Below are 24,229 nucleotides of genomic sequence, written 5' to 3'. Positions count from 1 at the left end.
TCTTACATATTGTTTTTTTACATCCTCCATCGGTCCATTACGTTTACTCATTTGGACTCCTCCTTTGATACTTCTATGATAATATCTTTTGATTGAGGTGTCCAAATGAGTTAGGGGGCTAAATAGATATCGAGGCCCAAACCGTCGATATTTAAAAATTTTCGTGGATTTATGAATTTCTTCCTTCTCCTAGTCCTGCTTTTCGAATGCCAAACCGTAAATATGAATCAAACTCCCCTCATAAATAAGATTGCCACCCTAAATTCATTTACAAAATTTTATAAAACCTCTATCTTATTCCAAAATCAATCTATATAATATTCTTTTGTTAGTGCTTTCACGGCAATAAGCAAGGGGGATAAACAAGAATGATAGAAATAAAAAATATAAGCAAATATTATCGGTTGTTTGAACGGGAACCCGGTCTCAGGGGTGCCATAAGGGCATTATTCAAGAGAAAATATATCAAAAAGACGGCTGTTGATAATATCAGCTTCCATATTCCAAAAGGGGAAATCGTCGGATACATAGGCTCCAATGGTGCGGGGAAATCCACAACCATAAAAATGATCAGTGGAATACTGACTCCTGACGAAGGAGAAGTGGTCGTCGGTGGGATCATTCCTTATAAAAACAGGACCAAAAATGCGAAAAATATCGGTGCAGTGTTCGGTCAAAGAACGCAATTGTTCTGGGATATCCCAGTACAGGAATCCTTGCAGCTGTTAAAGCACATCTATGAAATACCGGAAGAAGCATATCAAAGGAATATTGAAAAATTCAAAGAGGTTCTGGATCTCGAGCCGCTGCTTCCCATCCCGGTCCGTCAGTTGTCACTCGGTCAGAAGATGCGCTGTGAATTGGCAGCTGCTTTCCTCCATAATCCATCCGTGGTTTATCTGGATGAACCGACAATTGGATTGGATGCATCTGTAAAGATAAAGATCCGTGAGTTCATCAAACAGATGAATCGTGAGCATGAAACGACCATCATTTTGACCACTCATGATATGCAGGATATAGAAGAGCTCTGCAACCGCATTATCATCATTGATAAGGGTACCATCATCTATGATGGCAGTTTAATAGAATTGAAGAAGACAACAAAGTATAACCGTACCGTAAAATTGGAGCTTGAAGAATCTATGGAAGACTTTGTTATACCAGTTGGCCTGCAGGATTATGTTCTCAAAGAAATGGCGGATTCCCAGCTACTGCTTCATTTCAACAATCAAGACATAAACGGTAGCCAAATCATTTCAGAAGTGATGAAGCATTATGTCATCAACGACTTTACCGTAACGGAACCCGGAATTGAAAAGGTTGTCCAAGAAATTTATGAGCGGGGGTTGGACCATGAGCAAGTACTGGGAGCTGTTAAAGTCTCAAATTAAAATCGAAACCGCTTATATAGCCTGGTACTGGGCAGATGTGGTCTCCACCCTGCTACGTTTGTCCATCATGTATTTCTTTTGGCTTGCTGTATATCAGAATCGAACAGACATTTCAGCCATATCCTTTGATAGCATGATTACCTATGTAGTTATTGCAATGATGCTGGAGAGCTATGTATCCGGTGCAGGGGACCAGCTTGCGCGCAATATCAAGAACGGGGATATTGCACTGGAACTATTGAAGCCCTATGACTACCTGACAAAGCTGATTTTCATGGATTTCGGATCTAAAGCAAATAGTTTTGTCCGCACAACGATCCCTATGTTTATCGTGGCTATGGTGTTTATCGGAATCCAAGCCCCTTTATCATGGCAAAGCTTCCTCTTATTCCTTCCAAGTATGATCATAGGGGTTCTGATTGGAACACAACTAGATCTTATCATCGGTGTACTGGCATTTTGGACAGTAAATGTGTGGGGCTTACGAGTATTACGGGAAGCAATCATCAAGTTCTTTTCTGGTGCCCTCATCCCTTTGACGCTCTTTCCTGATTGGTTTCAGCAGGTTTCAAGCTTCCTTCCTTTTCAGGCGATGATTTTTGTACCTGTCGCCATCTATACAGGACAGATACCGTTTGGTACCGAGGCATTGATGGCCTTCGCCACACAAATATTCTGGCTAGTTGCCCTATTTTTCCTTGTACGGATTGTGTGGTCACAGGCTGTGAAAAAAGTAACGGTGTTTGGAGGATAATGGGATATGTGGAAAAAAACAAAAAGATACAGTTTTTTATATAGTAGATATTTTGCCAATCATCTGAAGGTCATGATGGAGTACAAAACAGATTTCTTCATCGGCCTTTTTTCTGTGATGGTGCAGCAGTTCACTGCCCTGTTCTTCCTGAAGATCGTGTTTGACCATATTGATGTGCTGAAAGGCTGGACCTTTTATGAAATTCTTTTCATTTATGCCATCGCCTTTTTAGGGCGTTCGATTCATCACATATTCTTTGATAATCTCTGGACGCTTGGATGGCAATATGTACAGACAGGGAATTTCGACCGGCTCCTTCTACGCCCCGTGAATCCATTTTTCCAGGTGGTAGCGGAGCGTGTGCAGCAGGATGGTTTCGGCCAGCTGATAATTGGTGGGATTGTACTTTCCATTGCAAGTGCACATCTCGATATTCAATGGTCGATAGGCACGATACTTATGCTCTTTGTATTTATCCTTTCGAGCGGAATCATTTTTGTCGCCATCAACCTGTTTTTCATCACTTTCTCTTTTTGGATGGTCGACAGTCTTCCAATCGTCGTATCCGTGTTCCAATTAAGTGAATTTGCAAGATATCCTTTAACGATCTATCCCCGTGCCATTACTCTGATCATAACCTGGGTGGTACCTTACGGATTTACAGCATTCTATCCTGCCACCTACTTTTTTGAGGGAAATGACCATATATGGCTGGCGGTATTAACGCCTGTCATTGCTGTGGCATCCTTTATGATCGCGTATTGGTTTTGGAACAGGGGGATTCGAGCATTTACGAGTACAGGGAGTTAATGAGTATGTTAATAAACCGGATGATGCACTGGCTTCGTCCGGTTTTTCTGTTAACATACTTCGCATACCGAAAAAATACCTCTTTTCATTTTCCATTTATGTTACAATTACTTTATCGAATTAAAGGAGTGTTTAGGGATGCGAAATATTCCTTATATACAATTAGCGGAAACATATATAGTAGGAGCGATTGGTGGATATTTATTTTTCTTGGGAGGTCTCCCCTTACCCTGGGTCTTGGGAGCGTTAACCTTCGTCATGATTTACCAAGGTGTTAGCAAGCGGAAGATGTATTGTCCTGATCCTCTCAAACAAAGCGGATTCTTGATATTGGGGATGTTCTTCGGGCTTTACTTTACGGCAGATACGTTAAGTACTGTCGGCCCATATGTGTTACCTTATGTCCTCTCCACAATTATTCTAGTGGGCATCAGCATCCTGAATAGTGTCCTTGTCACCCGCTGGATTCCGGTTGATAGGATTACAAGCGTATTTGGATCCATACCAGGAGGGCTTTCCGAAATGGTTATTGCCAGTGAATCCCTGAATGCCCGTTCTTCTCTAGTCGTCATTTTTCAAACTGTCCGTTTGCTCACTGTCCTGTTTCTCGTTCCATTTGTGGTGGTCCATACCTTTACAAATACGGGGTCTGGATTGGATACTGTCCTCCCAGGCGCAGCCTCTGTGTTCGGTGGATGGGATTATGCCTGGTTTGCCATCCCTGTAATAGGTGGAATTCTTTTTCGGAAAAGGATCCCTGCTGGAATTGTCATAGTTCCAATGGCTCTTACAGCAATCATGAACATCCTATTTATCGACATGGGAACTCTGCCACCCTTGCTGCTGATAGTTGCGCAAATCACTGTTGGTATCGGGATGGGCAAAGGAATTGCTTTTGCCGATCTGAAACTTGGAGGAAAATACTGCTTTGTCTACTTTGGCCTAACAGTCACCCTCATTCTTGTTTCATTCGGTTTAGGTGCGGGCTTGGCCGCTTTCACCTCCTTGAATCTGCCGACCGCCATTTTAAGTGTAGCTCCAGGTGGTCTGATTGAAATGGTATTGACCGCGTCCACTGTAGGAGGAGATCCTGCAATTGTAAGTGCCTTGCAGCTTGTTCGTCTCTTGTTTATCATCATCGTGGTGCCACCTGCGTTGAAATGGTATTTCGGCAGAAAACTGGAATCCACTAGAGCAGCTTAGAAGCTGACGTGACCCACACTTTGGTGTGGGCTATTTAATTTACAGGTCATTTAAAGGAGAAACTCCAATATACATAGAATTAGTTACTATCAAAATATTCCTGGAGGCATACATATGAAAATATTAGTGATTGGCGGAACTCGATTTTTAGGTAGATTCATAGTCGAAGAAGCGTTAAAGCAAGGTCATGAAATAACACTTTTCAATCGAGGTAATCATCAAGAACTATTCCCTCAGGTAGAAACGATTATCGGGGACCGCAACAAGGATTTAACCTTGCTTGAAGCGGGCAAATGGGATGTTGCCATCGATACTTGCGGGTTTACTCCGCTGCAATTATCGGAAGCTACAAAAGTATTGACTGACAAAGTGGACCACTACACCTTCATATCCAGTATTTCCGTGTACAAGGACTGGATCCCTTATGGTCTGGATGAGGACTATCCTGTCCTTTCATTGTCTGATACGGAAGTCGAAAAAATCGGATATGGTACAACCGAGCAGATCAATATGCATTACGGCGCTTTGAAAGCATTGAGCGAAAGTGCAGCAGAGAATAACATGCCTGGTAGTGTGCTGCATGTACGTTCCGGTCTGCTTGTAGGTCCCCTTGATTACTCAGATAGATTTTCATATTGGGTAAAAAGGATTGCAGAAGGCGGAGAAGTCCTGGCTCCTGGAAGAAAAGAACGCAATGTGCAGATGATTGATGCCAGGGATATGGCTCTCTGGATATTAAAGATGGCGGACGAGCGGGTTTCTGGTGTGTTCAATGTCACCGGGCCTACGACTCCCATGACCATGGAGGAATTCCTTCTGTCCTGCAAATCGGTATCAAACTCCGATGCAGAGCTAGTATGGGCGGATGAAAGCTTTTTACTCGAAAACAAAGTGGCTCCATGGACGGAAATGCCCTTGTGGATTCCAGAAGAACACCCTCTTACAGACGGCGGCGAGCCCTGGCGTGGTGCCAGTACGATTAGCATTGAAAAAGCCCTCCAGCATCGTCTGATTGTTCGGCCTGTAGAGGATACAATCAAGGATATTCTTGACTGGGAGCAGACAAGAAGCGACGAAGAAAGAAAAGCCGGTATTCATAGAGACAAGGAAAAAGAAGTGCTGGACGCTTGGAAGAGCAGCCAGTTACCATAGAATCATCAATGAAAAGGAGCCGATTTCCGGCTCCTTATTACATTTCACAGATGGAGGTTCAGTCATATGGACATAAAAAAGTATTTAAATCAAATTGGACAAGTTTTTATTGATGAACTGGAAGACAACTTAATCGGAATCTATATCCACGGTTCCATTGCAATGGGATGCTTCAACCCGAATAGAAGCGATGTCGATCTTTTGGTGGTGGTGAAAGACGCCATAGGCGATGCGACAAAAAGAAGAATGATCAGCCGTCTCCTTTCGATTACCAAGGGTCACCAAAACCCATTGGAAATGAGCATTATCCGGGAAAATTATTTAAAGGACTTCATCTATCCGACCCCATTTGAACTTCATTTCTTCCATCCAGACTATTTGAGTGATGAGCAATTTATTTGTGGTGGTGAAGGTTTCTTGGACCCTGACCTCGCAGCACATATTGTAGTTACCTATCATAGAGGGGCAACCTTATACGGAAGAGATATAAAAGAGAGCTTTCATCCGATAGATACCAGCTATTATGTGGATTCCATCGTAAAAGATGTGGAGGATGCCAAAACAAGAATTGTCGAGAACCCGGTTTATTACGCATTAAACTTATGCAGGGTGCTTTACTTCTTGAAGGAAGGGGTCGTCTCTTCAAAAAGAGAGGCTGGCGAATGGGGAGTTAAATCATCATCATACAGTAAACTTATCTCTGAGTGCCTTGCCAGTTATATAGGTGAAGCCGACGAACCGAATTTCAAAAATAATGAGCTCTTCGGGTTTGCCGATTTTATGCTTGAGGAAATCCAGGCTTTAAAAATAAGGCATTGTTAAACAAACGTGTTGTTGATTTAAACTAGCTGTTGATTGGAGCAATAGGTGAAGACTCCGGCGGGTGTAGCGTTTAGTGGAGACCCCACAGGCATCAGCCGAGTAGGCTCTACAAACGCCCCGCGGAAAGCGCAGCCTAGTGCGGAAATCAACAGCGGTGTTTAAAAGTGTCGCCTTTTTTTCAATGTAAAACTGAACTCAAATAAACAAAAACAGGCTCATCCTTTTTCAAGAAACAAGCGACAAAATTTCTTCATTTGCGTCAAAGTAAGTGTGAAGCAAAAAAAATTGACATACTGGAGTGTTACAACATGAAAAAACATCAAAAAATAACGTTGGCGTTAGCATTATCTCTTGGATTATCAGGTGCATTAGGATTCTCCTCCCACGAAACGGTATCAGCAGCCTCTTATTCCAAGGAGGAAATTGTCATTAAAAAAGGGGATACGCTATACAGCCTGTCGAAAAAATACGGTGTTTCCATCGAAGAACTGAAAGAGATAAACGATCTTAACTCATCAAAGATCATCGCAGGGAAAAAGCTTATTATTCAGGAAGCTTCCGTAGTAATGGTCAAAAAAGGCGATACACTCTACTCACTGTCCAAGGAGCATGACACCACCGTATCCAAATTGAAAGACTGGAACAATCTTTCATCCAATATGATCTATACCGGGCAGAACCTGTTAGTGAAAGCTCCTGTGATCATCACAGTCAAAAAAGGCGATACACTGTATTCCTTGGCCAACATATACGATACAAGCGTATCAGACATTAAGAAGTGGAATGGATTAACATCATCTACAATAAAAATCGGCGAAAAATTATATGTTACACCTGCACCGGAAAGCTATACCATTACTATTAAAAAAGGTGACACATTGTATTCAATCGCCAAGAAATATGGCACTACCGTAAAAAATCTGAAAGCATTAAACAAACTGACCTCCAATACTATTTATGTCGGAGATAAATTGAAATTGAATTAAAACATAATGGGAACTTTTCTTCCAATTGTTCGTACTACTAGTATATGAATCTGGGAGTGATGAAAATGGATAAAAAAACAGTTTATTTTTCAGACAATTTCTTTTCATCAGGTGAAACGGATATATATACTGAGAATAAAAAAGTTGTTGGTGTACTAGATTTAAGGAGTGCTTTTTCGTCTAAAGTGGATGTAAAAACACCAGATGGAGAAATCGTTGTTAGCGGTGCCTTCGCTTTCTTTTCCAATCGCTGGGTCGTTAGCAACCATAGGGAAGCTGAAATTGGCCAGCTACGTAAAAAGATGGCATTCTTTAAATCGGTATATGAATATCATACCAATGACAGAGGAGTCTTTCGTTTGGAAAACCCCGCTTTTTCTAAGGAATTTACGCTCTACCATCCGAATGAAAATCTTGCAGCCCACTTTAAGCGGATTAACGGATTTTTTGAATCGTCTGCTTTTGAACTGACTAACCTATGCTCGGATTTAAGTACAGAGGAACTAGTTGCAGTGGTAATGGGCATGAATGAAATTAAAAAACGGGAAGCTACTCAAAGCAATTCTGCAACATAATTGGAGATAATAAAGACTTGGATGAATTTTCATCCAAGTCTTTTACACTTATCCGATTTCCCTTTTTCTCTTCATCAGTTCCAATAGCTTTTCATCCATCTCTGCATAAGCCTCTGTGCCTGGAACAACCATACTAATTTTCCCTAATAGTTCTGTTATCTTCGTATCCAAGAGGGCCATTATTTCCTGTTTTTCTTTTTTATCCGGCTCCACCTTTTCTTTTAGTTTAAGATCATATTCCTTTAATCCCATTTCCACTCTTTTGATCTGCTGATTTTCAATCAGGAGCAACTTATCGCACAGCTTTTCGATAAAGTACCGGTCATGTGAAACAACAATCAAAGTTCCCTTGAAGCTTTCCAAGGTTTCCTCTAGCTGTTCCCTGCTTGGAAGATCTAAATGGTTGGTCGGTTCGTCAAGAATCAATACATCATAATCCTGCATAATCATATATACCAACTTGACACGAGTCCGTTCTCCCAGACTAAGGGTGATAATCGGTTTTAGAAGCTTCTCCTCTTTCATTCCCATGTTGGAAAATATGGACCTTGCTTTTGAAACCCTCTCCCAGCCGCTTAGATCAAGATATTCCATCGCAGTTTTCTCCGACGGCATATCACTGACATCTTGACTCAAATATGCAATTTTCAGGGTGTCGCTTTTCCATAGAGATCCTTTTGAAATGGGCTCACTTCCCAACACCATGTTGATGAAAGTCGTTTTCCCTGCACCATTTGATCCAAGAAGCCCCACCTTCTCCCCATGCTTTACATAAAAATGACTTTGCTTAAACAGAATGCGATCACCAAACTCTTTTGTTAACCCCTTTGCCTCGAGGATTCTTTTTCCACGCTTTCCACTTGCTTCAAAGTCGAATAGCACCTGCGCTTCCTCTTTTGGTTTTTCCACTTTATTTTTGGAAAGCTCGAGCTCCAGCCTCTTTGTCTTCGACTTGATCTGATTGTCTTTCTTCTTGGCCTTGACTCTTTCGAACTCCTTTAACCCCATCTGTCTATTTTCGGAATCGCCTCTGTCTTTCCCAGCCTCCCGATGTGCTTTCTCAGACCATTGCTTAAGCGTTGCAATCTGGCTTTCCACCATTTGAATTTTCCGTTGTTGTTTAGAGTAATCTCTTACCTGCTGTTCATATTGCCGTTGCTTTTCATTCCGGTAATCCGTATAGTTCCCTTCATACTCCTTTAGCTGGCCTTCCTCGATTTCATACACTTTTGTGACGCTTCTATCCAAGAAATATCTATCATGAGAGATGATTACTGCCGCTCCATGGAAATGATTCAGCTCATCCACCAGCCAGTTAACTCCCTTCAAATCCAGATGGTTGGTAGGTTCATCCAGGAATATGAGAGAAGGATTTTTCGCCCAGATTGCTGCAAGTGCAAGCTTCAACTTTTCTCCTCCACTTAAATGTTGATAGCGCTCTTTCTCCCAATTATGAAGCTTTTCCAGACCTAATCGACTTGTCGTCTGCAAAAGAAGTTCTTCATTATCAGATAACACATGATCAACAAGGAGGCCTTCATAATCTGTTGATTGGGGAAGATATCCTATACTCAATTCTTGAGGATGTTTGGTGATAATTCCTTCATCCGGGATTATCAGTCCCTGCAGAATTCTCATCAGGGTAGTTTTCCCTGTTCCATTCCAACCAACAAGCCCGATTCTCTCCCCGTTTCTTATATCCAACGTAATGTCCTTCAGTATATTTCTTTCTCCGTAGCTTTTATTGATGTTCTTAGCTTGTAGAATAATGTTTCTCATACACAGCACCTCCTCATTGCTTAATTGTATTTATTTGTTTTGACTATAAAAAAATGAGCAGCTTTATCAATCATCGCAAAAAAACCTCCCTAGGGTACCTAGAGAGGTTAATGATAAGTCCTGTGCACGAAAACATGCCATGCTTAAATAAGCCTTTTCCGCAATAAAGTATCGTAAAATACACTATGAAAACAAATAGTGGTCTTCAAACGATGCTTATGGAAGGCAAAATGGGCAGACTAATCCAATTCTCTAGGTTCCTCATTTTATTCATCCTCATGAGTTCTCTCCTAAAAATTAGATTAATTCCACATCGCACCTTGTACCTTCCTTTTCTCGTATTGTTTTCTCTATTAGTATATTTTCCCTTTCCCTGCCTGTCAATACAAACAGGAAATTTCCGCTTTGTCTTTTCTGAATATTCCTATATATTTATGGTATAATATTAGGAAGACAGTGTTCATCCACTACTAATATTAACGGAGGTTATGCCGTAAAATGGATTTTTTGCTAACACTTTTGTCCGTCATGCTGCTCGGTATCATCGTTTATTTCGGGAGCAGTTTAATGACCATGCTAAATAGAAAGATACAGTTCCTCGTTGTCATCATACCCATGGTTTCCATTGCCATCCTTTATAGTGTTATTGCCAGCTTAACCGTTTTCCTGCCTATTCTCATCACCATGACCACCCTGCTTTCCTTGCTAGGCATATGGACGGTCAATAGAATGAAGGCAACAGAGCGTATAACAAATATATGATCACCTGACTGCTAATCCAATTATGGGATTAGCAGTTTTTTTATTTCTCCTCCTAAAGTTGTAGGATGAGATACTTCGAATCATTGATTTCCTCCACCAGTTCCTGGTATAAACTTATAGTATCAAAATTGAAAAGGGGTATCAGGGGATGAAGAACGCAATACTTTTTGAAACGCACATAAAAACAAGGAATTTAGAGGAAGCCATCAGTTTTTACGAGAATCTTGGATTGAAGCTCGCCACTGTCATTCAAGAAAGAAGGGTAGCTTTTTTCTGACTGGGAGACCCAGATAAGAAGGAGCAGATGCTTGGCATATGGGAGGTCGCGAAGGAGAAATTTATTCCAGCACATTTTGCTTTTTATTTGGAATATGACCAGTTACTCGAAATCCCTGCATTTTTACAAGGAAAGAACATTCCACTAACAGAAAGCTTTGGGCTTAAGACAAGTGATGCGGTAGTCCATGCTTGGATGCCATCTGCGAGCTATTATTTCTCCGATCCAGATGGAAATTCCCTAGAATATATTACAGCACTTGGGGGTGAACCTGCTCCTCATTTAGGAACACTCCATTTAAATGATTGGTTGAAACGAAAAGAAAATTAATAAAAAAAAGAGGCTGGGACAAAAGTGCTTTAGTCTAAATAAAACCCGAACTAATTTGAATTTTAAAAATCAAATTAGTTCGGGTCTTTTTTCGCAGTATTCGTTTAGTTTTTAGGTTACACCAGCGGTTGATTGGAGTGCAAGACGAAGACTCCTGCGGGAGAAGTGGCCAATGTGAGACCCCGCAGGCGAAGCCGAGGAGGCTCACGGGTCACCCGCGGAAAGCGAAGTCTTGCACGGAAATCAATAGCGGTATTTAGAGCCGGCACCTATATGTTCGTCTTTTATTAGCATTTTTTAGTTTAGTCCCAGTCTCTTCATTTTTAGCCGTTCTTCAAGGATAATCCTTCTTTCATATATCCAAAAGGCGTCTGTATTGCTTTAACCACATATTTATTTCCTGTAATGAAGGTAACCACGACACTCATCAGGATAAGAAGTATATAGCCCGATGTTGAGTTTATTGCCTGGCTGAAGCTCGTTTCGAAAAACCATTTGATGATAAATCCATGAAGGATATAAACATAAAACGATCTTCTACCGATTCCAGTGAAGAAATACTTCTCTTTTGGAACAAGTGCAAAGAATGCAAGAGTAACCAGAAAGCTCCCCGCGTAGATGCCGACACGTCCCAGCATGTCAAATACTGAGGAGAATGTGTATGTGCCATAAAGGATACTTGCACCATCAATTCCTCCTAAAACGATGTAGATGGCTACAAACAGAATAACAAGGAATCCAGCTGCATAATGGCGATAAGCCCCGTTTTTAACCCGTTCAAATAAATCGGTTTTCGTCAGATAATAACCGATCAGGAAGAACGGAAAGAAGTAAAATGTTCGATCAAGGCTCAGGAAACGCTCGGATATTTCGAAAAATCCTATTCCCACTCCCAAGGCGAGCGCCAATGGAACACTGTATCTGGCTTTCAGCTTGGCAAATAGCGGCAACATCAGCTTCCAGGCAATCATACTCAACAGGAACCACATGGCCCATCTTGGTGTGAAGTATTGCAGGGAATATTCCGTTGATGCATATAGCTGGCTATAGAACAACGTATAGATGGTCTGCAAAATAAGATACGGAACCAGCAATCTTGTCACTATTTTTGTATAGTATCCTTTTTTATAAAAGTTAGTACTAAAGTGTCCGGCCAATAGAATGAATGCCGGCATATGAAAGATGAAAATAAAATGATAGATGGACACAAGCCATTCATCATTTGATCGATATGGGGATATGATGTGCCCAAATACGACTAAAAAGATTAGGATAAACTTCGCATTGTCAAAGAAGGAATCGCGAGTTTTCATGATGTTCTCCTCCGTTTCTGTTCTATACGAAGATATTTACCCAGATTTATTGAAGTAATAAACCTAGCAACATATATATTCGGAAAGTATAGAGGAAACCTGTCCGTCTTTTCAATGTTATTTTCTGTAAATAAATACACGCAGATGTTTTATCTGCGTGCCAGTTTATTCGAAATCTATTTCACTTTTTAGAAATGATGTCAAAATTGCCACCGCTTCCTTTTCATCCGAACCTTCAGCTTTCACCGTGACGACATTTCCATTGGCTATCCCCAAGGACAGGAGACCAAGAAGGCTTTTTCCATCCACTATCCTGCTATGGCGGACCACTTTGATTTCAGATTGGAACGCAAGTGCTTTTTGAACAAAAGACTGGGCAGTTCCGGAGTGAAGCCCATTCGTAAGTGCAACGATAATCTGTTTTGTTACCATCATGATTTCCCCCAACTATTGCATAAAATTTATATATGGTATGACAGGGTAAATAAAATCATGAGTAACTTTTGTAAAATAGTGCTTTTGCCTAATTCTACAAAAGGTCTCTACAAAATATTGATATTTATTTTTTGAAGAATTGATAACTCTCTCCCCATTATTTCATACAATAAATACAATCAAGTATGGAGGAGGAAAAATATTGCCAGTATCCATTATCTTCAACCAAATAAATGTAAACTCCATCAGTAAGAGTTCTGCCGTTTCCACAGGGCAAAATAATCAACCAGATTGGTCGACACAGGGTAAAATCAATATGGGGAATGGAATTGAAATCGGAGTCGTAGGCATTAACGGAGTATTCAATGTAGTCATTGATACAGACGGAGTTGATACGACCATTACGAATCCAGAGCTGAACAACCCTCAACCGTCAGCCCAGTTCTAGGATGGAGGCTGCTATGAAAAAAAACAATAAGGTTCCATTGCATGTCCATTTTCTTCTAGATCGGATCGAGATTAACTCCATCATGAATAGTTCAGGAGTTTTCACCGGGCACAATGTTCAGTCAAATTGGAGTACCAGTCAAAAGACAAATATGGGTTTTGGGATGGTAGTTGGCGCAGACAATCATTCTTCCTCCAATATGAACATTGTATATGACCCGGATATGGTCGATATGCCCGTTCAGGTTAATTCCAGCAGCTAATCTTCATCATTTTCATCATCGGAGTCAGTGCCTTGCTTTTCCTTTATGACATCCTGGAGCCATTGAGGAAGTTCCTGATTTTCCAGCTGGTGCAGCATATCGATAAAGGACGAGTCGCTTACCAAACTTTTGGTTTCATGTATATCATTTTCATCTCCGCTGATATTACCAATCCCCTGATTATGTTTTTTATTGCTCTGAAACTGTGCAGGGTAATTGTTCCCCATGTTTATGCAGGAGGCACTCTCAACCACGCCTATCCGGATACTGCCTATGAAAAAATTCGGGGAATATGGAGAACTCATTGGTTTTCCTCCTTTTTCTTAAAGGTGACCGAGTAACCTTTGGTTTTCGGAGTTACAATAAGATCCTTTGGGGGCTGTTCACTTTGCTTTGAGTAAGATTTCACCAAATTTTGTTTTCCATTTGAATTAGTTTCATTCACGCTCTTCCCTTTAACTGGTATGGAAGGTGTCATTTGTTTTTTGTCAGGTTGGGATGGGTGCAACTCTCCTTGTATTCCTCCATCAAAATTATTGCCTATATTCAAGGTCCCGCTTAAGCTTTCGATACTGATGGAATCCAAGTGGTAATGGAGTTGTTCAAATGCCGCCTCTTTTATTTCCAAATGCTGAATATGGTAATGGATGGTGCGTTCCTTTTCCAATTTTTCCATCCGATTAATAAGGCTAACCAGTCTTTGCTCAAGTTCTTTGATTTTGTCATTAACGTTAAAGTTATTATCATTCATCAGGATCACAACCAACTAAGTTTGATTTTGTTCATTCGGCTCTGTTTTACTTTGATTCCTGACCATGCTCGTATTATTTTCCATTCGGTTCTTTTCCCCGACTATGGTGCCCATGCCTTCATTTTCCTGTTTCTGGGCTGTGATATTGAAAATTGTATTATCCCCTTTGTTAAATGAAGAGGAATTCATCAGGATGTCTACTTTGAACGAATGAAATTCAAATTTCATATTTTTAGCTCCCGTCATCATTCTTGAAAGTCAATTTCAATCTGAATTTCCTGCTTTGACTTTTGAAAGGTCAACAAAAGTATCCCTTGCTTATATTGGGCTGTCAATTTCTGTGGAACAAAGGAAAAGGGGATGGAAACCACACGCTTGAATGTGCCGAAGAATCTCTCACTTTGGAGCAGGTTCTCTTTTGGCATCTGATATGGGTAGGTGATGGTGCCTTTTATGAGGAGCTGATTATTTTGGACAGACAACTCGACATCATCTGTGGACTTCAGACCTGGAAGTTCCAATACCATATATCCATGTGTAGGTGTTTCATATATATCTATTAACGGTACCCTCTTGGGGATTACAGGCAATACATCCTTCCAAAATTTCTCCCCAAGGACATCATCTATTTTCTCGTTCATGTTTTCCCACGGGTTCCCTTGCTTGCTATTCTTCTTCATCTCCCTCCTCCCTTGTACCTTCAAAAATAACGCTTGGTTGTATCATAAACAGTGTCTCTATATGTATATGTGACTTGGAGGACTAATTATTACGGTCATGATTGAAACGAGCCTCAAAAAGCAGCCTGGCAGGGAAATTCCCCAGCCAGGCTGCTTTAACTATAAAAGGGGTCTGGCCCCTTACTCTTTACTTCTCTTCTACACCAAGAACTCGATTGATACGTTTTTTTAGCATGCTCATGCCGCTGCCGCCTGCCTGGAAGTGACGCAGGTTTCCTTCTGCATCAAATACGTAGTAAGCTGGCACATATTTATTTTCAAAGGCATCTGTCAATTTGTGTTCACTATCTACAAAAATCGGTTGGGTAATATCATGTCCCATGGCCATGGAGCGGATTACTCCAAGATCAAGATCATCCTCGGAACGCGGCATATGAACTGCGATTACGTTCAGCTCGTCATCATATTCATCACGAAGATCATTGATTTCAGGCATTGCCTCTTTACAAAGGTAACAGCTCACAGACCAGAAATGAATAAGCGTTGGTTTACCGATCAGGTCCCCCTTTGTCACTTCTTCATTGATCCATTCTGTCGCACCTGTCAATTCCGGCATTTGTTCTCTAAGTTTCATGTCTACTCTCCCTTTCATCTATACACATTACTTTTTTATAATAATTATTATATAATACATTTTATATTATATTTATTAGCCACTTTACTGTCAATACAGATTATAATAATTATAAAAAAATAATTAAAATAATATGATTGAACGCAAAAAAAGGAAGCTGGTTTCAGCTCCCTTTTTTCTATGCTTCTCTTTTGTATTGCACCTTCAATGTCACCAGAAGTCCTATGAACGCAAGTATAATCAATGAACCAAGTGCTGTTCTGCTGGCAATATTACCATAGCTCGCCATTAGAAGAGTGATTGTTCCATAAATTAATGGGCCGACAATGGAGGACACTTTACCTGAGAAAGCAAACAGACCAAAGAATTGCCCTCTTTTTCCTTCCGGAGTCAATTCAATGATGAACGTTCTGGATGTGACCCAGGTTGCACCTAACGCAACTCCAAACAAGCTTCCAGCTGTCCAAAGCATCCAAGGAGCGATAGAAAACACTGCGAATAATAAGGCAACAATCAGCAGGCCTGCTACAGAAACAACAGCATATTTAGATCCAATCCTCTTTGAAATGTATCCGTAAATAAAAGAGCCGATGATACTAGAAACGGTGGAAACCAAATATAGCAGGATGAATTCAGAAGCAGTAAATCCTCCGATAGACCGGGCATAGATTGCCATCATGGCAATTGCTGTTGCAATGGCATCATTGATGAAGAAGTAAGCGATCATAAACAGGAAAACTGGCCGGTATATGCGCATTTCCTTGAAAGTTTGCATGATTTCCTGATAGCCACTGATAAATGACTTCTTTTCCTTAACTTGTAACGGTTTATCTTTGTAGATGAAAAATAATGGCAGGGAAAACAGTAAAAATAATAGGCCGGTAGGAATAAATGCACGGTGGAAACCACTGTCTCCAACATATAGATAAACAGTTAAACCTAGCAATGTTCCCAAGTATCCTACTGCAATCCCGAAGCCGGAAATGAGTGGCATCTCTTGTTTCGAACCGAGATCTGGCATCATCGTATCGTAGAAAATCAAAGATGAGTGGAAAAAGAACTTGGCAACCACAAATAGGAGCAATACTGCACTAAAGGTAATCGGCAACCCAAAAAGCAGCTGACTGCTCTCTAAAGTGGCAAATACACCCATGAAAATGGTGCAGAAAACTGCCATCAATGTAAACGGTATGATATATGACTTTCGTTTTCCTGTCCGATCTATCAGCACTCCAAACAATGGAGAAAAGAGAACGAGAAAGAAACTGGCCGTAGCGTTTGCATAGGATAAAAAGGTGCTGGCGATCTGGTCCATCTGTTCATTGGTGCCGATAACCTCCTGCAGATAGAAAGGGAAGAAAATAGTTATGATGTTTGACGAAAAAATGGTGTTAGCAAAGTCATATAGGGCCCAGGAAAGTATGGGCAATGAAAAATAGAGCTGCCAAGGAGACCTTGGTTTTTGTTCCTTGTATAATTGACTTTCTACTTTATTCTCTAAGTTTGCCACATTCTTTCCCCCAATAATTATTGATAAATGAAGTATTCTCTAATGCATACTCGCACTCCTTCTTCTTTACTCAGATTTAACGAGAAGTTAATGATCAGCGAAAAATCACTAGTAAGCGTTTCTTATTAAAATGATATGAATATATTTACGCATTCAATACTCAGTAAAAAAATGAATAGTAGCCTTTACCCTTAATCATACTAATAGGAAATACATTTGATTGGAGCAGAATGAAATAATGAGAGTGCTATTCTTACTTTTTACTGTGATAATATTGGCGAGTGGGTGTGGTATACAAGACGAAAACAATGAAGCAGGAGGAAACTCCCCCACGCTGACCGAGACACAACATACAGGTGAAGTTCCATCTGATGAAGAAATGCTGATAGGGGCAAGGAATCAGTTCCCGTCGGCTGCAGAGAATATGAATACCGAGAAAAGCTTTTATTCCAAAGAAGACGCTAAGCAACTTGTAATGAAGCATCTACAATTGAATAACAACGAGGGTATAACAGTCACTTTTGAAGGTTTTAAGGATGACCATTACCTCTTTCATGTATACGACCTGGTTCACTTCAATAACCAGCCGGAAAAAATGACCCGTGGATGGTATAAGGTAGACCCCGAGTCTGGGAAAGTATCCTTGGAGAAAAAATAATTCAGCAAGGCTCTTTTCATAAAGTTTGTTGCCGTAAAAAATCGGCACTTGGATTTTTTACAGTATTCCCCTTCATATTTATTCAATGTGATAAAGAATTTACTACACGGAAAAGAGCGCGAGGAATAGTACTATAACCTGATTACTTTTAGTACGTCAATAGCAACAATTCATGCGAAAAACAACCTTCAGCAAAAAAGGCAGACCAAGACAATTGTCTCAGTCTGCCTTTTCAATTTCGATACTGGCTGGCGGTAGGCAAAATTACTGTAACCTTCGTACCATGTTTCACCTTGCTGTCATAGAGTATTTTGCCTTTCATTTCATGTACGAGTCTGTTCGTTATCATGCTGCCTAATCCGGTGCCTTTTGACTTGGTTGTATAATATGGAAGACCTATTTTCCCCAGCTGTTCTTCAGACATCCCGATGCCGTTATCAATGAACGTAATAATCACAGACCCTTTTGTATCACCAGGCTTTTTCTCTATTTTAACAAAGCCATCCTTTTCCTCACCTATGGATTCTATCCCATTCTTGATAATGTTCATGATCGCCTGTTTTAGATGTTGTTCATCCGTATAGATGAAATGCGTTCCATCCAATTCAAGCTCCAAGGATACATTTTTATATGAACCAAATGGCCTCAGCAATTCCACAGAATCGGATAGGACCAAATTCAAGTCAACGAATTTTAAAGAAAAAGATGTCGGCTTTGCCACTGTAAGATAGTTGGTGATGATTTTATTTGTACGGTCCAGCTCGTCCAGGATTAAAGGGGCAAACTGTTGGAGCCTCTCATCCTTGGTGTCCGTATTCAAATACTGTATAAACCCACGAACAGTTGTAATAGGGTTGCGAATTTCATGCGCAAAGGCAGCCGCCATTTGCCCAATGGTGGATAATTTTTCGAGGTACAATGTTTCATCGAATTGCTGGTTCGCCAAAATTAAATGCTCCACTACATAAATTAATGAAAGAAATGTTGCAGCAAAAGCCAGAAAGTATACCAGATAAAAACGCATATCCAGAAAAGAAACAGTATTATATAGGATAAAAATATAACCGGAGTAATAAAAAACTAGAATAAAGAGACCATACAATACTTTATTTGTGCTTTTTAAGAAAACCGAGCGAAAGGTGACAGCTACTATAAAAGCCAAGATGGAAACGGCAATTCCCACATATAGGAATTCTCCTCCGATGAAAAAACGAACTACTGAAACGATGGCTGTACTTAAAAGTCCCGGATAAGCACCTCCGTATAAGGTTACTAAGAGAATGGGAATCATTCTTAGATCAAAATGTGTTTCTTTCAATGTTTCAATTGGATACAACATACATAACAGAGCTGCAAATGCACTGAAGAGCGAAAATATCGTTTTCTGCTTAAAGTTCAACGGCTTACGTTTACTAAAAGGGAAAAACATATTCAAATTGAATAATAGCGAAAAAATTATGGTAATATTGACGATTAAGGGTTTAATCAGATAGATCATTAAATGGGATTCCTCCATTACCGTAAATCAATTTCCTTTTAGCAGAAAATCAATGGTAGTCATGCTTGTACTTTCATAATATTGTACTTATCACCAGAAAGCATACCTTCCCTATTATAGGTTCTACATTCAAAAACTGTCTAGTCAAAATACCGTCAAAATGACAAAACTGCAAAACCCGATACAAATAATCGGTTTTTGCATTCTCTCCATAAGAATAAAGGATAATTTTATTTTTAGGAATTGAACCTCTCTTTCCTATATAATAAAAGGATACAAATCTTTTGATGAAGAAGTTTCAATTAAGAAGGTGCATGAAAATGGCAATGAAGCTCGTAATACTTGGACTCCTGATGGAAGGGGATAAACATCCCTATGAAATGCAGCAGGTGATGCAGGAGAGGCATATGGAGCATTATATCAAATTGGCAAAAGGCTCTTTGTACTACGCTGTAGAAAAGCTGCTGAAACAGGAGCACATAGCTGTCCGAGAAGTCGTAAAGGATCAGACAAGACCCGATAAAACCATCTACTATATTACCGTAAAAGGAAAAAAAGCTTTTCAGGAGCTGTTAAAAAAACAGTTCCAAGCTGAAACGAATTATTATCATCCCATGTATACCGCACTCGCTTTTATTCACCTTTGGGATTCTGACATGATTACCAATATTTTAAAAGAACGGATTGAACACACAAAGTTTCAATTGGAAATGCTTGAAAGAGTATATCAGCTTTACGGTGTTGGCGCTCCTCATGGATCTGTTTCCATTATGGAAAACGCTCATGAATTATGTAAAGTGGAACTGACTTGGCTGGAGAAATTACACCGGGATGCACAGGACGGATTATTTGAAAGAAAGATAGAAATTAAAAACGAGCATCGGCCCTGAGTGGCCTTTGCTCGTTTTTGTTTAATCTATTATCAATGCATCGGAAAGAAAATCATTTGAACAAGGAATATCACCGCAAAAATGTAAATGAGAGGGTGTACTTCCTTCCACTTTCCGGAGACAGCCTTCATGATTGGATACATAATAAAGCCGACGGCAATTCCTGTAGCAATGCTTGATGTAAGAGGCATAATGAGAATAATGGCAAATGCAGGGAATGCCTCATCAAACTGATTCCACATTATTTTTGCAAGGCCTTCCATCATGAAACAACCAACAATAATCAATATTGGGGCTGTAATGGCTGGCAGCATGGAGATTGCCGAAATAAATGGAGAAAAGATCATCGAGATTAAGAATAACCCCGCGACTACCACTGCAGTCAACCCGGTTCTCCCCCCTGCCGCAACCCCTGACGATGATTCAATGTAAGCACATGATGGACTAGTACCAAATGCTGCTCCGATTGTGGTAGCAAACGAATCGGATAAGGTAGCCTGCTTGGTGCGCGGCAGCTTTCCTTTTTTCATAAAACCACCTTGCTCAGATACACCTACAAGCGTCCCGGTGGAGTCAAAGATTGTCACTAAAACAAATGCAAAAACAACTGTATATAAACTGTTGGAAAACACTCCACTTATCGCTTCTCCCAAATTGATGAAGGTTGGCAATGGCGGAACAGAAAAATAACCGTCAAATTTCAATAGGTTCATAAAGTAGCCCGCAACCGCTGTCGCAATCATCCCGAAAAACAAGGCACCTGTCACTCTTTTGGCCATGAGTATCAACGTTAAAATCAATCCCCCGATGGCTAGTGCTGTTGCAGGCTCCGTTAAATCCCCAAGTGTAATCATCGTTGCTTCATTTGGTTGTACGATACCGGCCATTTTCAGTCCGAGAAATGCAATGAACAAGCCAATACCAGCAGTTATTCCATATTTCAATGGCGCTGGGATAGCTTCAATCAGCGCTTTCCTTAGATTCGTTAGACTTAATAGAATAATAATAAGTCCTGCCAGAAATACAGTTCCAAGAACAGCTTGATAGGTTAGGCCCTGACTTGCGACTACTGTTGTGAAATATGCATTCAACCCCATTCCAGGTGCGACTGCAACAGGATATTTTGCTAATAGCCCCATTGTTAATGTTCCAACAACTGCTGCAATAATAGTAGCCATGAAAACTTGCTCAAAAGGAATTCCTGCTGCAGATAGAATCGCAGGATTCACAATCACGATATATACCATTGTAAGGAAGGTAGTGACACCCGCCAACACTTCCGTCTTTATGTTTGTTCCAGATTCTTTTAGTCCAAATAATTTCTCAATCACTATTTAATCCCCCAAAAAACGAATGTATTAATTAAACCTTTATAATAATATTCGTTTTTACGGCAAAAAACAAGTGTTAAATAAAAAAACGATTCACCTATAATTGCTTTTTGGCGATTTTCAATAGTTAAATTGATTTAAGTTGTTTTCATTCAAAGAGTTCTGGGTATATAAAAATTAACCAATTAAACTTTTAGCAATTGTCAACTGGCACTGAATAACAGAGTTTCCACTATTTTTTCTGATGTATCTAAATTTTCTAAAAATAATTCTTCACAAATCCAGAAAAATATCAGATAATAGGACAAAGGAGCTGGTGGATTTCCTTCTACCTTTCCTTTCATGATTAACCCGTTACACAATACCAAAATTGCGCACAGGGGGTAAAAATTATGAATAAACATTTTGCTTTTCAACCAGAACAATCAGTCTCGAATATCCAAAATCTAGATATGACGAAAGAGGAGAAAATGGCACAACTCATTGTAGACTCCTCTGTATTTCAATATCATAAAAAGCGCTTGATGAAGGAAATTGATCAGGCGCTAAGTATTAGAAATCAAGAAAATTTCAAGCGTCTATCCACTCAATATAATGAGCTGATAAATCAGTTTTCCCACATTCATTAATAAAGAAGCGGACAGGATCCGCTTCTTTATTCTTGCATTTTATTAGGACGACTCATCTGAATTTTTCTTTTCTCTCTCTTTTCTGCAGCAGGAACAGCCATTGCTATTCCTATTCTGCCCTGCTTTCTCTTGTTTGAACAGATAAGCCAATACACCAATAAGCAAGAATGAAAAGACCCCTGATGACTCATCTTGAAAAAACAAATCCTCCGCGTACACTTCAAACAACCTTAACCAAATCTCAAACAAAATATCCATTACTCTTTCCCCTTTCAGACGGAATCCGACAGACACCAAATCCTAGTAATACTAAGATGAAAGGAGTAACCTTACGTAAGGCAATGGAGAAAAAGAAAATTTTGACTTGTGTGAATATTCTGTGTTCAATTCTATCATACCGCATATGTTATTTTTTTCCTATCCTACTTGTTTCATATTTTTATAGGACTTCCCTCGTAAACATGTTTACATTTTAAGTTGCTATCATCGATTATGGGCACCTTGATTCCCCACTTCATACCTATTTATCACCATTTAGAATCTCAGTCATTTCACTACAACAGTACCGCGATAAATAAAAACAAGGGCAATCAGCATCAGAACAACACCAAAAAGTCTTTGATTATTCAAAGCGATTTTGGCAGAACCGAATAATCCAAAATGATCGATCACCATGCTTACAATCATCTGTCCTATGATTAAAGAAATAATTGTTAAGGCCACACCTATTTTCGGTACAGCCATGATGACAAATGTGACAAAGCATGCTCCGAGGAACCCTCCAACTAGCTGCCATTTAGGAACACTCGGCAACTGCAACAGATTTCCTTTACCAAAGAAGGTTGTTAATAACAGTAGAAATAATGTCCCGATGAAAAACGAAACAAACGAGGCTTCCAGACTTCCAACCCTTTTCCCGAGTTGACTGTTTACAGGAGCTTGGATACCTCCAAGTATCCCACCTAAAAATGCGATGAGGACAAACCATATTTTAACCAATTCAACTACTCCTTCCGTTCCAGACAACTGTTAATACTTATACTACATTTATCTGAATATTCCTTTGGACAGGAGAAAAAAACTCGCTTATACTATGTAGAAAGTGATATCAGTCTATTTGGAAATGAAATTGTAAAAGGAGTTTTATGATGGAGCATTTAATCAACCAGAACGTTCGAAATATTGAAATATCAGGTATTCGCAAGTTTTTCAATTTGGTTGCACAGTACGAAGATGTACTTTCTCTTACCATTGGGCAGCCTGACTTTCCCACCCCCACGCATGTAAAAGAAGCTGCAATACAAGCTATAGAATCAAATCAAACAAATTATACCCATAATGCAGGAATACTTGAATTGAGAAAAGCCGCATGCTCATTTGTAGCCGAAAAGTACGGACAAAAGTATGACGGAGAAGATGAGGTGATAGTGACGGTCGGTGCCAGCCAAGGTATTGACATTGCACTGCGCACCATCCTTGAACCAGGCACTGAAGTAATATTACCCGGACCAGTATATCCTGGTTATGAGCCGATCATCAAACTTTGTGGTGCAACTCCTGTCCATGTCGATACGACCATTACCGAATTTAGATTGACTGCAGAGCTGCTTCAACAGCATATTTCAAAAAAGACTCGATGCATCATTCTTCCCTATCCTTCAAACCCCACAGGTGTCACGCTCCCAAAGGTGGAATTGCTGAAAATTGCTGCTCTTTTAGAGGATAAAGATATCTTTGTTCTATCCGATGAAATATATAGTGAATTGGTATTTGATCATGAACATATATCAATCTCCACTATTCAGGGAATGAGAGATAAAACCATCGTCATCAACGGCGTTTCGAAATCCCACTCGATGACTGGCTGGCGGATAGGATTGGTCTTCGGACCGGAATACTTAATGAAGCAGATGCTGAAGGTTCATCAGTATAATGTATCCTGCACCTCCTCCATTTCTCAATATGCAGCACTCGAAGCATTAACGAACGGAAAAAATGATGCGTTGGAAATGAAGGAGCAATATCAAGAAAGAATGGATTATGTATACACAAGATTGGTCTCTATGGGATTAGAAGTAGTAAAACCTTCCGGAGCGTTCTATTTGTTTCCTTCTATAGAAAAATATAACATGTCCTCTTTTGATTTCTCTTTGAAGATGGTTGAAGAAGCTGGGGTAGCAGTTGTACCTGGCAGTGCATTTTCAAGCCTTGGTGAAGGATATGTTCGACTTTCCTATGCTTATACAATGGACACACTGGAAACAGCAATGGATCGTATTGAGAAGTTTTTAATGGAGTTGACATAACAACAGGGGTCTGGCCCCGGTTGTTATGTCAACAATGAAA

At 40.1% G+C, this 24,229-nt stretch carries 30 protein-coding genes; 17 read left to right on the top strand and 13 right to left on the bottom strand.

The window, feature by feature from the left end; all coding sequences use genetic code 11:
• Positions 1-368: 368 nt before the first annotated feature.
• The 8 genes from ACQCT5_RS16210 to ACQCT5_RS16175 all read left to right on the top strand — a co-directional run bounded on the left by ACQCT5_RS16210 (position 369) and on the right by ACQCT5_RS16175 (position 7,696).
• Entirely contained in the window at positions 369-1,394 is a 1,026-nt protein-coding gene (locus tag ACQCT5_RS16210) for an ABC transporter ATP-binding protein (RefSeq protein WP_499643103.1), read from the top strand.
• The gene (locus tag ACQCT5_RS16205; RefSeq protein WP_499643101.1) at positions 1,357-2,148 is read left to right on the top strand and encodes an ABC transporter permease; all 792 of its coding nucleotides are present in this window, start codon (positions 1,357-1,359) and stop codon (positions 2,146-2,148) included. Before ACQCT5_RS16210 ends, ACQCT5_RS16205 begins: the two co-directional genes overlap by 38 nt.
• 6 nt (positions 2,149-2,154) lie before the next feature.
• The gene (locus tag ACQCT5_RS16200; protein ID WP_499643099.1) at positions 2,155-2,958 is read left to right on the top strand and encodes an ABC transporter permease; all 804 of its coding nucleotides are present in this window, start codon (positions 2,155-2,157) and stop codon (positions 2,956-2,958) included.
• A gap of 138 nt (positions 2,959-3,096) precedes the next feature.
• Positions 3,097-4,161 (top strand): AbrB family transcriptional regulator, encoded by a 1,065-nt coding sequence (locus tag ACQCT5_RS16195; RefSeq protein WP_499643097.1) that lies wholly within the window; start codon positions 3,097-3,099, stop codon positions 4,159-4,161.
• Between the two features lie 114 nt (positions 4,162-4,275).
• Positions 4,276-5,313 carry a Rossmann-fold NAD(P)-binding domain-containing protein gene (locus tag ACQCT5_RS16190; protein ID WP_499643095.1) on the top strand — a complete coding sequence of 346 codons (1,038 nt, stop codon included), beginning with the start codon at positions 4,276-4,278 and terminating at the stop codon, positions 5,311-5,313.
• 66 nt (positions 5,314-5,379) lie between these two features.
• On the top strand, positions 5,380-6,135 hold the full coding sequence (locus tag ACQCT5_RS16185; RefSeq protein WP_499643093.1) for an aminoglycoside adenylyltransferase domain-containing protein: 756 nt from the start codon (positions 5,380-5,382) through the stop codon (positions 6,133-6,135).
• Positions 6,136-6,443: 308 nt separating this feature from the next.
• A complete protein-coding gene (locus ACQCT5_RS16180) occupies positions 6,444-7,121 on the top strand; it encodes a LysM peptidoglycan-binding domain-containing protein (protein ID WP_499643091.1) in 678 nt (225 codons plus the stop codon).
• Between the two features lie 65 nt (positions 7,122-7,186).
• Positions 7,187-7,696, top strand: a complete 510-nt coding sequence (locus tag ACQCT5_RS16175) for an LURP-one-related family protein (protein WP_499643089.1) — start codon at positions 7,187-7,189, stop codon at positions 7,694-7,696.
• 48 nt (positions 7,697-7,744) lie between these two features.
• Here ACQCT5_RS16175 and abc-f read toward each other — a convergent pair whose 3' ends face one another.
• The gene (abc-f, locus tag ACQCT5_RS16170) at positions 7,745-9,475 is read right to left on the bottom strand and encodes a ribosomal protection-like ABC-F family protein (protein ID WP_499643087.1); all 1,731 of its coding nucleotides are present in this window, start codon (positions 9,473-9,475) and stop codon (positions 7,745-7,747) included.
• Between the two features lie 498 nt (positions 9,476-9,973).
• Here abc-f and ACQCT5_RS16165 point away from each other — a divergent pair, with 498 nt between their 5' ends.
• From ACQCT5_RS16165 to ACQCT5_RS16155, 3 genes are all read left to right on the top strand, one after another.
• Entirely contained in the window at positions 9,974-10,237 is a 264-nt protein-coding gene (locus ACQCT5_RS16165; protein WP_499643085.1) for a hypothetical protein, read from the top strand.
• Positions 10,238-10,385: 148 nt separating this feature from the next.
• Complete coding sequence (locus ACQCT5_RS16160) at positions 10,386-10,514, top strand: VOC family protein (RefSeq protein ID WP_499643083.1); 129 nt, start codon at positions 10,386-10,388, stop codon at positions 10,512-10,514.
• Positions 10,515-10,541: 27 nt separating this feature from the next.
• Entirely contained in the window at positions 10,542-10,844 is a 303-nt protein-coding gene (locus ACQCT5_RS16155; protein ID WP_499643081.1) for a VOC family protein, read from the top strand.
• A 323-nt stretch (positions 10,845-11,167) separates the two neighbouring features.
• Here the strand turns inward: ACQCT5_RS16155 and ACQCT5_RS16150 are convergent, their stop codons facing one another.
• Entirely contained in the window at positions 11,168-12,157 is a 990-nt protein-coding gene (locus ACQCT5_RS16150) for an acyltransferase family protein (RefSeq protein ID WP_499643079.1), read from the bottom strand.
• Between the two features lie 165 nt (positions 12,158-12,322).
• Positions 12,323-12,592: an HPr family phosphocarrier protein gene (locus tag ACQCT5_RS16145; RefSeq protein ID WP_499643077.1), complete on the bottom strand. Its 270-nt coding sequence runs from the start codon at positions 12,590-12,592 to the stop codon at positions 12,323-12,325.
• A gap of 202 nt (positions 12,593-12,794) precedes the next feature.
• Here ACQCT5_RS16145 and ACQCT5_RS16140 point away from each other — a divergent pair, with 202 nt between their 5' ends.
• Positions 12,795-13,040, top strand: coding sequence for a hypothetical protein (locus ACQCT5_RS16140; protein ID WP_386636324.1), 246 nt, complete (start codon positions 12,795-12,797; stop codon positions 13,038-13,040).
• A 13-nt stretch (positions 13,041-13,053) separates the two neighbouring features.
• Positions 13,054-13,302: a hypothetical protein gene (locus ACQCT5_RS16135; protein WP_499643074.1), complete on the top strand. Its 249-nt coding sequence runs from the start codon at positions 13,054-13,056 to the stop codon at positions 13,300-13,302.
• Here ACQCT5_RS16135 and ACQCT5_RS16130 read toward each other — a convergent pair.
• From ACQCT5_RS16130 to ACQCT5_RS16105, 6 genes are all read right to left on the bottom strand, one after another.
• On the bottom strand, positions 13,299-13,607 hold the full coding sequence (locus ACQCT5_RS16130) for a hypothetical protein (protein WP_499643072.1): 309 nt from the start codon (positions 13,605-13,607) through the stop codon (positions 13,299-13,301). The genes ACQCT5_RS16135 and ACQCT5_RS16130 overlap by 4 nt on opposite strands.
• Complete coding sequence (locus ACQCT5_RS16125) at positions 13,604-14,053, bottom strand: hypothetical protein (protein WP_499643070.1); 450 nt, start codon at positions 14,051-14,053, stop codon at positions 13,604-13,606. The genes ACQCT5_RS16130 and ACQCT5_RS16125 overlap by 4 nt, the downstream gene beginning before the upstream one ends.
• A 15-nt stretch (positions 14,054-14,068) precedes the next feature.
• Positions 14,069-14,281, bottom strand: a complete 213-nt coding sequence (locus ACQCT5_RS16120; RefSeq protein ID WP_499643068.1) for a hypothetical protein — start codon at positions 14,279-14,281, stop codon at positions 14,069-14,071.
• A 17-nt stretch (positions 14,282-14,298) separates the two neighbouring features.
• The gene (locus ACQCT5_RS16115) at positions 14,299-14,733 is read right to left on the bottom strand and encodes an Hsp20/alpha crystallin family protein (protein ID WP_499643066.1); all 435 of its coding nucleotides are present in this window, start codon (positions 14,731-14,733) and stop codon (positions 14,299-14,301) included.
• A gap of 187 nt (positions 14,734-14,920) precedes the next feature.
• Positions 14,921-15,367 (bottom strand): redoxin domain-containing protein, encoded by a 447-nt coding sequence (locus tag ACQCT5_RS16110; protein ID WP_499643064.1) that lies wholly within the window; start codon positions 15,365-15,367, stop codon positions 14,921-14,923.
• Positions 15,368-15,545: 178 nt separating this feature from the next.
• Positions 15,546-16,877 carry an MFS transporter gene (locus tag ACQCT5_RS16105; RefSeq protein WP_499643062.1) on the bottom strand — a complete coding sequence of 444 codons (1,332 nt, stop codon included), beginning with the start codon at positions 16,875-16,877 and terminating at the stop codon, positions 15,546-15,548.
• Positions 16,878-17,115: 238 nt separating this feature from the next.
• On the opposite strand from ACQCT5_RS16105, the gene ACQCT5_RS16100 reads away from it, so the two are divergent.
• Entirely contained in the window at positions 17,116-17,535 is a 420-nt protein-coding gene (locus tag ACQCT5_RS16100; RefSeq protein WP_499643060.1) for a hypothetical protein, read from the top strand.
• A 232-nt stretch (positions 17,536-17,767) separates the two neighbouring features.
• Here the strand turns inward: ACQCT5_RS16100 and ACQCT5_RS16095 are convergent, their stop codons facing one another.
• Positions 17,768-19,033 carry an ATP-binding protein gene (locus tag ACQCT5_RS16095; RefSeq protein ID WP_499643058.1) on the bottom strand — a complete coding sequence of 422 codons (1,266 nt, stop codon included), beginning with the start codon at positions 19,031-19,033 and terminating at the stop codon, positions 17,768-17,770.
• A 287-nt stretch (positions 19,034-19,320) separates the two neighbouring features.
• On the opposite strand from ACQCT5_RS16095, the gene ACQCT5_RS16090 reads away from it, so the two are divergent.
• Positions 19,321-19,923, top strand: coding sequence for a PadR family transcriptional regulator (locus ACQCT5_RS16090; protein WP_499643127.1), 603 nt, complete (start codon positions 19,321-19,323; stop codon positions 19,921-19,923).
• 32 nt (positions 19,924-19,955) lie between these two features.
• Here the strand turns inward: ACQCT5_RS16090 and ACQCT5_RS16085 are convergent, their stop codons facing one another.
• Positions 19,956-21,254 (bottom strand): NCS2 family permease, encoded by a 1,299-nt coding sequence (locus tag ACQCT5_RS16085; protein ID WP_499643056.1) that lies wholly within the window; start codon positions 21,252-21,254, stop codon positions 19,956-19,958.
• A 392-nt stretch (positions 21,255-21,646) separates the two neighbouring features.
• Between ACQCT5_RS16085 and ACQCT5_RS16080 the strand changes: the two genes are divergently transcribed.
• Positions 21,647-21,883: an IDEAL domain-containing protein gene (locus ACQCT5_RS16080; RefSeq protein ID WP_499643054.1), complete on the top strand. Its 237-nt coding sequence runs from the start codon at positions 21,647-21,649 to the stop codon at positions 21,881-21,883.
• A 42-nt stretch (positions 21,884-21,925) separates the two neighbouring features.
• Here ACQCT5_RS16080 and ACQCT5_RS16075 read toward each other — a convergent pair whose 3' ends face one another.
• Both ACQCT5_RS16075 and ACQCT5_RS16070 read right to left on the bottom strand, forming a co-directional pair.
• On the bottom strand, positions 21,926-22,141 hold the full coding sequence (locus ACQCT5_RS16075) for a hypothetical protein (RefSeq protein WP_499643052.1): 216 nt from the start codon (positions 22,139-22,141) through the stop codon (positions 21,926-21,928).
• A gap of 288 nt (positions 22,142-22,429) precedes the next feature.
• Positions 22,430-22,882 (bottom strand): DMT family transporter, encoded by a 453-nt coding sequence (locus ACQCT5_RS16070; RefSeq protein WP_499643050.1) that lies wholly within the window; start codon positions 22,880-22,882, stop codon positions 22,430-22,432.
• 149 nt (positions 22,883-23,031) lie between these two features.
• Between ACQCT5_RS16070 and ACQCT5_RS16065 the strand changes: the two genes are divergently transcribed.
• Entirely contained in the window at positions 23,032-24,189 is a 1,158-nt protein-coding gene (locus ACQCT5_RS16065) for an aminotransferase A (RefSeq protein WP_499643125.1), read from the top strand.
• The last annotated feature ends 40 nt before the right edge of the window (positions 24,190-24,229 follow it).

The sequence above is a fragment of the Sutcliffiella halmapala genome (assembly GCF_050107295.1).
Lineage (GTDB): Bacteria > Bacillota > Bacilli > Bacillales > Bacillaceae_I > Sutcliffiella_A > Sutcliffiella_A halmapala_A.
Note: the sequence above shows the minus strand (reverse complement) of the source record. Positions and strands in the feature narration are given on the sequence as shown.

Excerpts from the sequence above, each read along its gene's own strand:
- ACQCT5_RS16210 (WP_499643103.1), top strand. The coding sequence starts at position 369 with ATGATAGAAATAAAAAATATAAGCAAATATTATCGGTTGTTTGAACGG.
- ACQCT5_RS16205 (WP_499643101.1), top strand. The coding sequence starts at position 1,357 with ATGAGCAAGTACTGGGAGCTGTTAAAGTCTCAAATTAAAATCGAAACC.
- ACQCT5_RS16200 (WP_499643099.1), top strand. The coding sequence starts at position 2,155 with ATGTGGAAAAAAACAAAAAGATACAGTTTTTTATATAGTAGATATTTT.
- ACQCT5_RS16195 (WP_499643097.1), top strand. The coding sequence starts at position 3,097 with ATGCGAAATATTCCTTATATACAATTAGCGGAAACATATATAGTAGGA.
- ACQCT5_RS16190 (WP_499643095.1), top strand. The coding sequence starts at position 4,276 with ATGAAAATATTAGTGATTGGCGGAACTCGATTTTTAGGTAGATTCATA.
- ACQCT5_RS16185 (WP_499643093.1), top strand. The coding sequence starts at position 5,380 with ATGGACATAAAAAAGTATTTAAATCAAATTGGACAAGTTTTTATTGAT.
- ACQCT5_RS16180 (WP_499643091.1), top strand. The coding sequence starts at position 6,444 with ATGAAAAAACATCAAAAAATAACGTTGGCGTTAGCATTATCTCTTGGA.
- ACQCT5_RS16175 (WP_499643089.1), top strand. The coding sequence starts at position 7,187 with ATGGATAAAAAAACAGTTTATTTTTCAGACAATTTCTTTTCATCAGGT.
- abc-f (WP_499643087.1), bottom strand. The coding sequence starts at position 9,475 with ATGAGAAACATTATTCTACAAGCTAAGAACATCAATAAAAGCTACGGA.
- ACQCT5_RS16165 (WP_499643085.1), top strand. The coding sequence starts at position 9,974 with ATGGATTTTTTGCTAACACTTTTGTCCGTCATGCTGCTCGGTATCATC.
- ACQCT5_RS16160 (WP_499643083.1), top strand. The coding sequence starts at position 10,386 with ATGAAGAACGCAATACTTTTTGAAACGCACATAAAAACAAGGAATTTA.
- ACQCT5_RS16155 (WP_499643081.1), top strand. The coding sequence starts at position 10,542 with ATGCTTGGCATATGGGAGGTCGCGAAGGAGAAATTTATTCCAGCACAT.
- ACQCT5_RS16150 (WP_499643079.1), bottom strand. The coding sequence starts at position 12,157 with ATGAAAACTCGCGATTCCTTCTTTGACAATGCGAAGTTTATCCTAATC.
- ACQCT5_RS16145 (WP_499643077.1), bottom strand. The coding sequence starts at position 12,592 with ATGATGGTAACAAAACAGATTATCGTTGCACTTACGAATGGGCTTCAC.
- ACQCT5_RS16135 (WP_499643074.1), top strand. The coding sequence starts at position 13,054 with ATGAAAAAAAACAATAAGGTTCCATTGCATGTCCATTTTCTTCTAGAT.
- ACQCT5_RS16130 (WP_499643072.1), bottom strand. The coding sequence starts at position 13,607 with ATGAGTTCTCCATATTCCCCGAATTTTTTCATAGGCAGTATCCGGATA.
- ACQCT5_RS16125 (WP_499643070.1), bottom strand. The coding sequence starts at position 14,053 with ATGAATGATAATAACTTTAACGTTAATGACAAAATCAAAGAACTTGAG.
- ACQCT5_RS16120 (WP_499643068.1), bottom strand. The coding sequence starts at position 14,281 with ATGAAATTTGAATTTCATTCGTTCAAAGTAGACATCCTGATGAATTCC.
- ACQCT5_RS16115 (WP_499643066.1), bottom strand. The coding sequence starts at position 14,733 with ATGAAGAAGAATAGCAAGCAAGGGAACCCGTGGGAAAACATGAACGAG.
- ACQCT5_RS16110 (WP_499643064.1), bottom strand. The coding sequence starts at position 15,367 with ATGAAACTTAGAGAACAAATGCCGGAATTGACAGGTGCGACAGAATGG.
- ACQCT5_RS16100 (WP_499643060.1), top strand. The coding sequence starts at position 17,116 with ATGAGAGTGCTATTCTTACTTTTTACTGTGATAATATTGGCGAGTGGG.
- ACQCT5_RS16095 (WP_499643058.1), bottom strand. The coding sequence starts at position 19,033 with ATGATCTATCTGATTAAACCCTTAATCGTCAATATTACCATAATTTTT.
- ACQCT5_RS16090 (WP_499643127.1), top strand. The coding sequence starts at position 19,321 with ATGAAGAAGTTTCAATTAAGAAGGTGCATGAAAATGGCAATGAAGCTC.
- ACQCT5_RS16080 (WP_499643054.1), top strand. The coding sequence starts at position 21,647 with ATGAATAAACATTTTGCTTTTCAACCAGAACAATCAGTCTCGAATATC.
- ACQCT5_RS16075 (WP_499643052.1), bottom strand. The coding sequence starts at position 22,141 with ATGGATATTTTGTTTGAGATTTGGTTAAGGTTGTTTGAAGTGTACGCG.
- ACQCT5_RS16065 (WP_499643125.1), top strand. The coding sequence starts at position 23,032 with ATGGAGCATTTAATCAACCAGAACGTTCGAAATATTGAAATATCAGGT.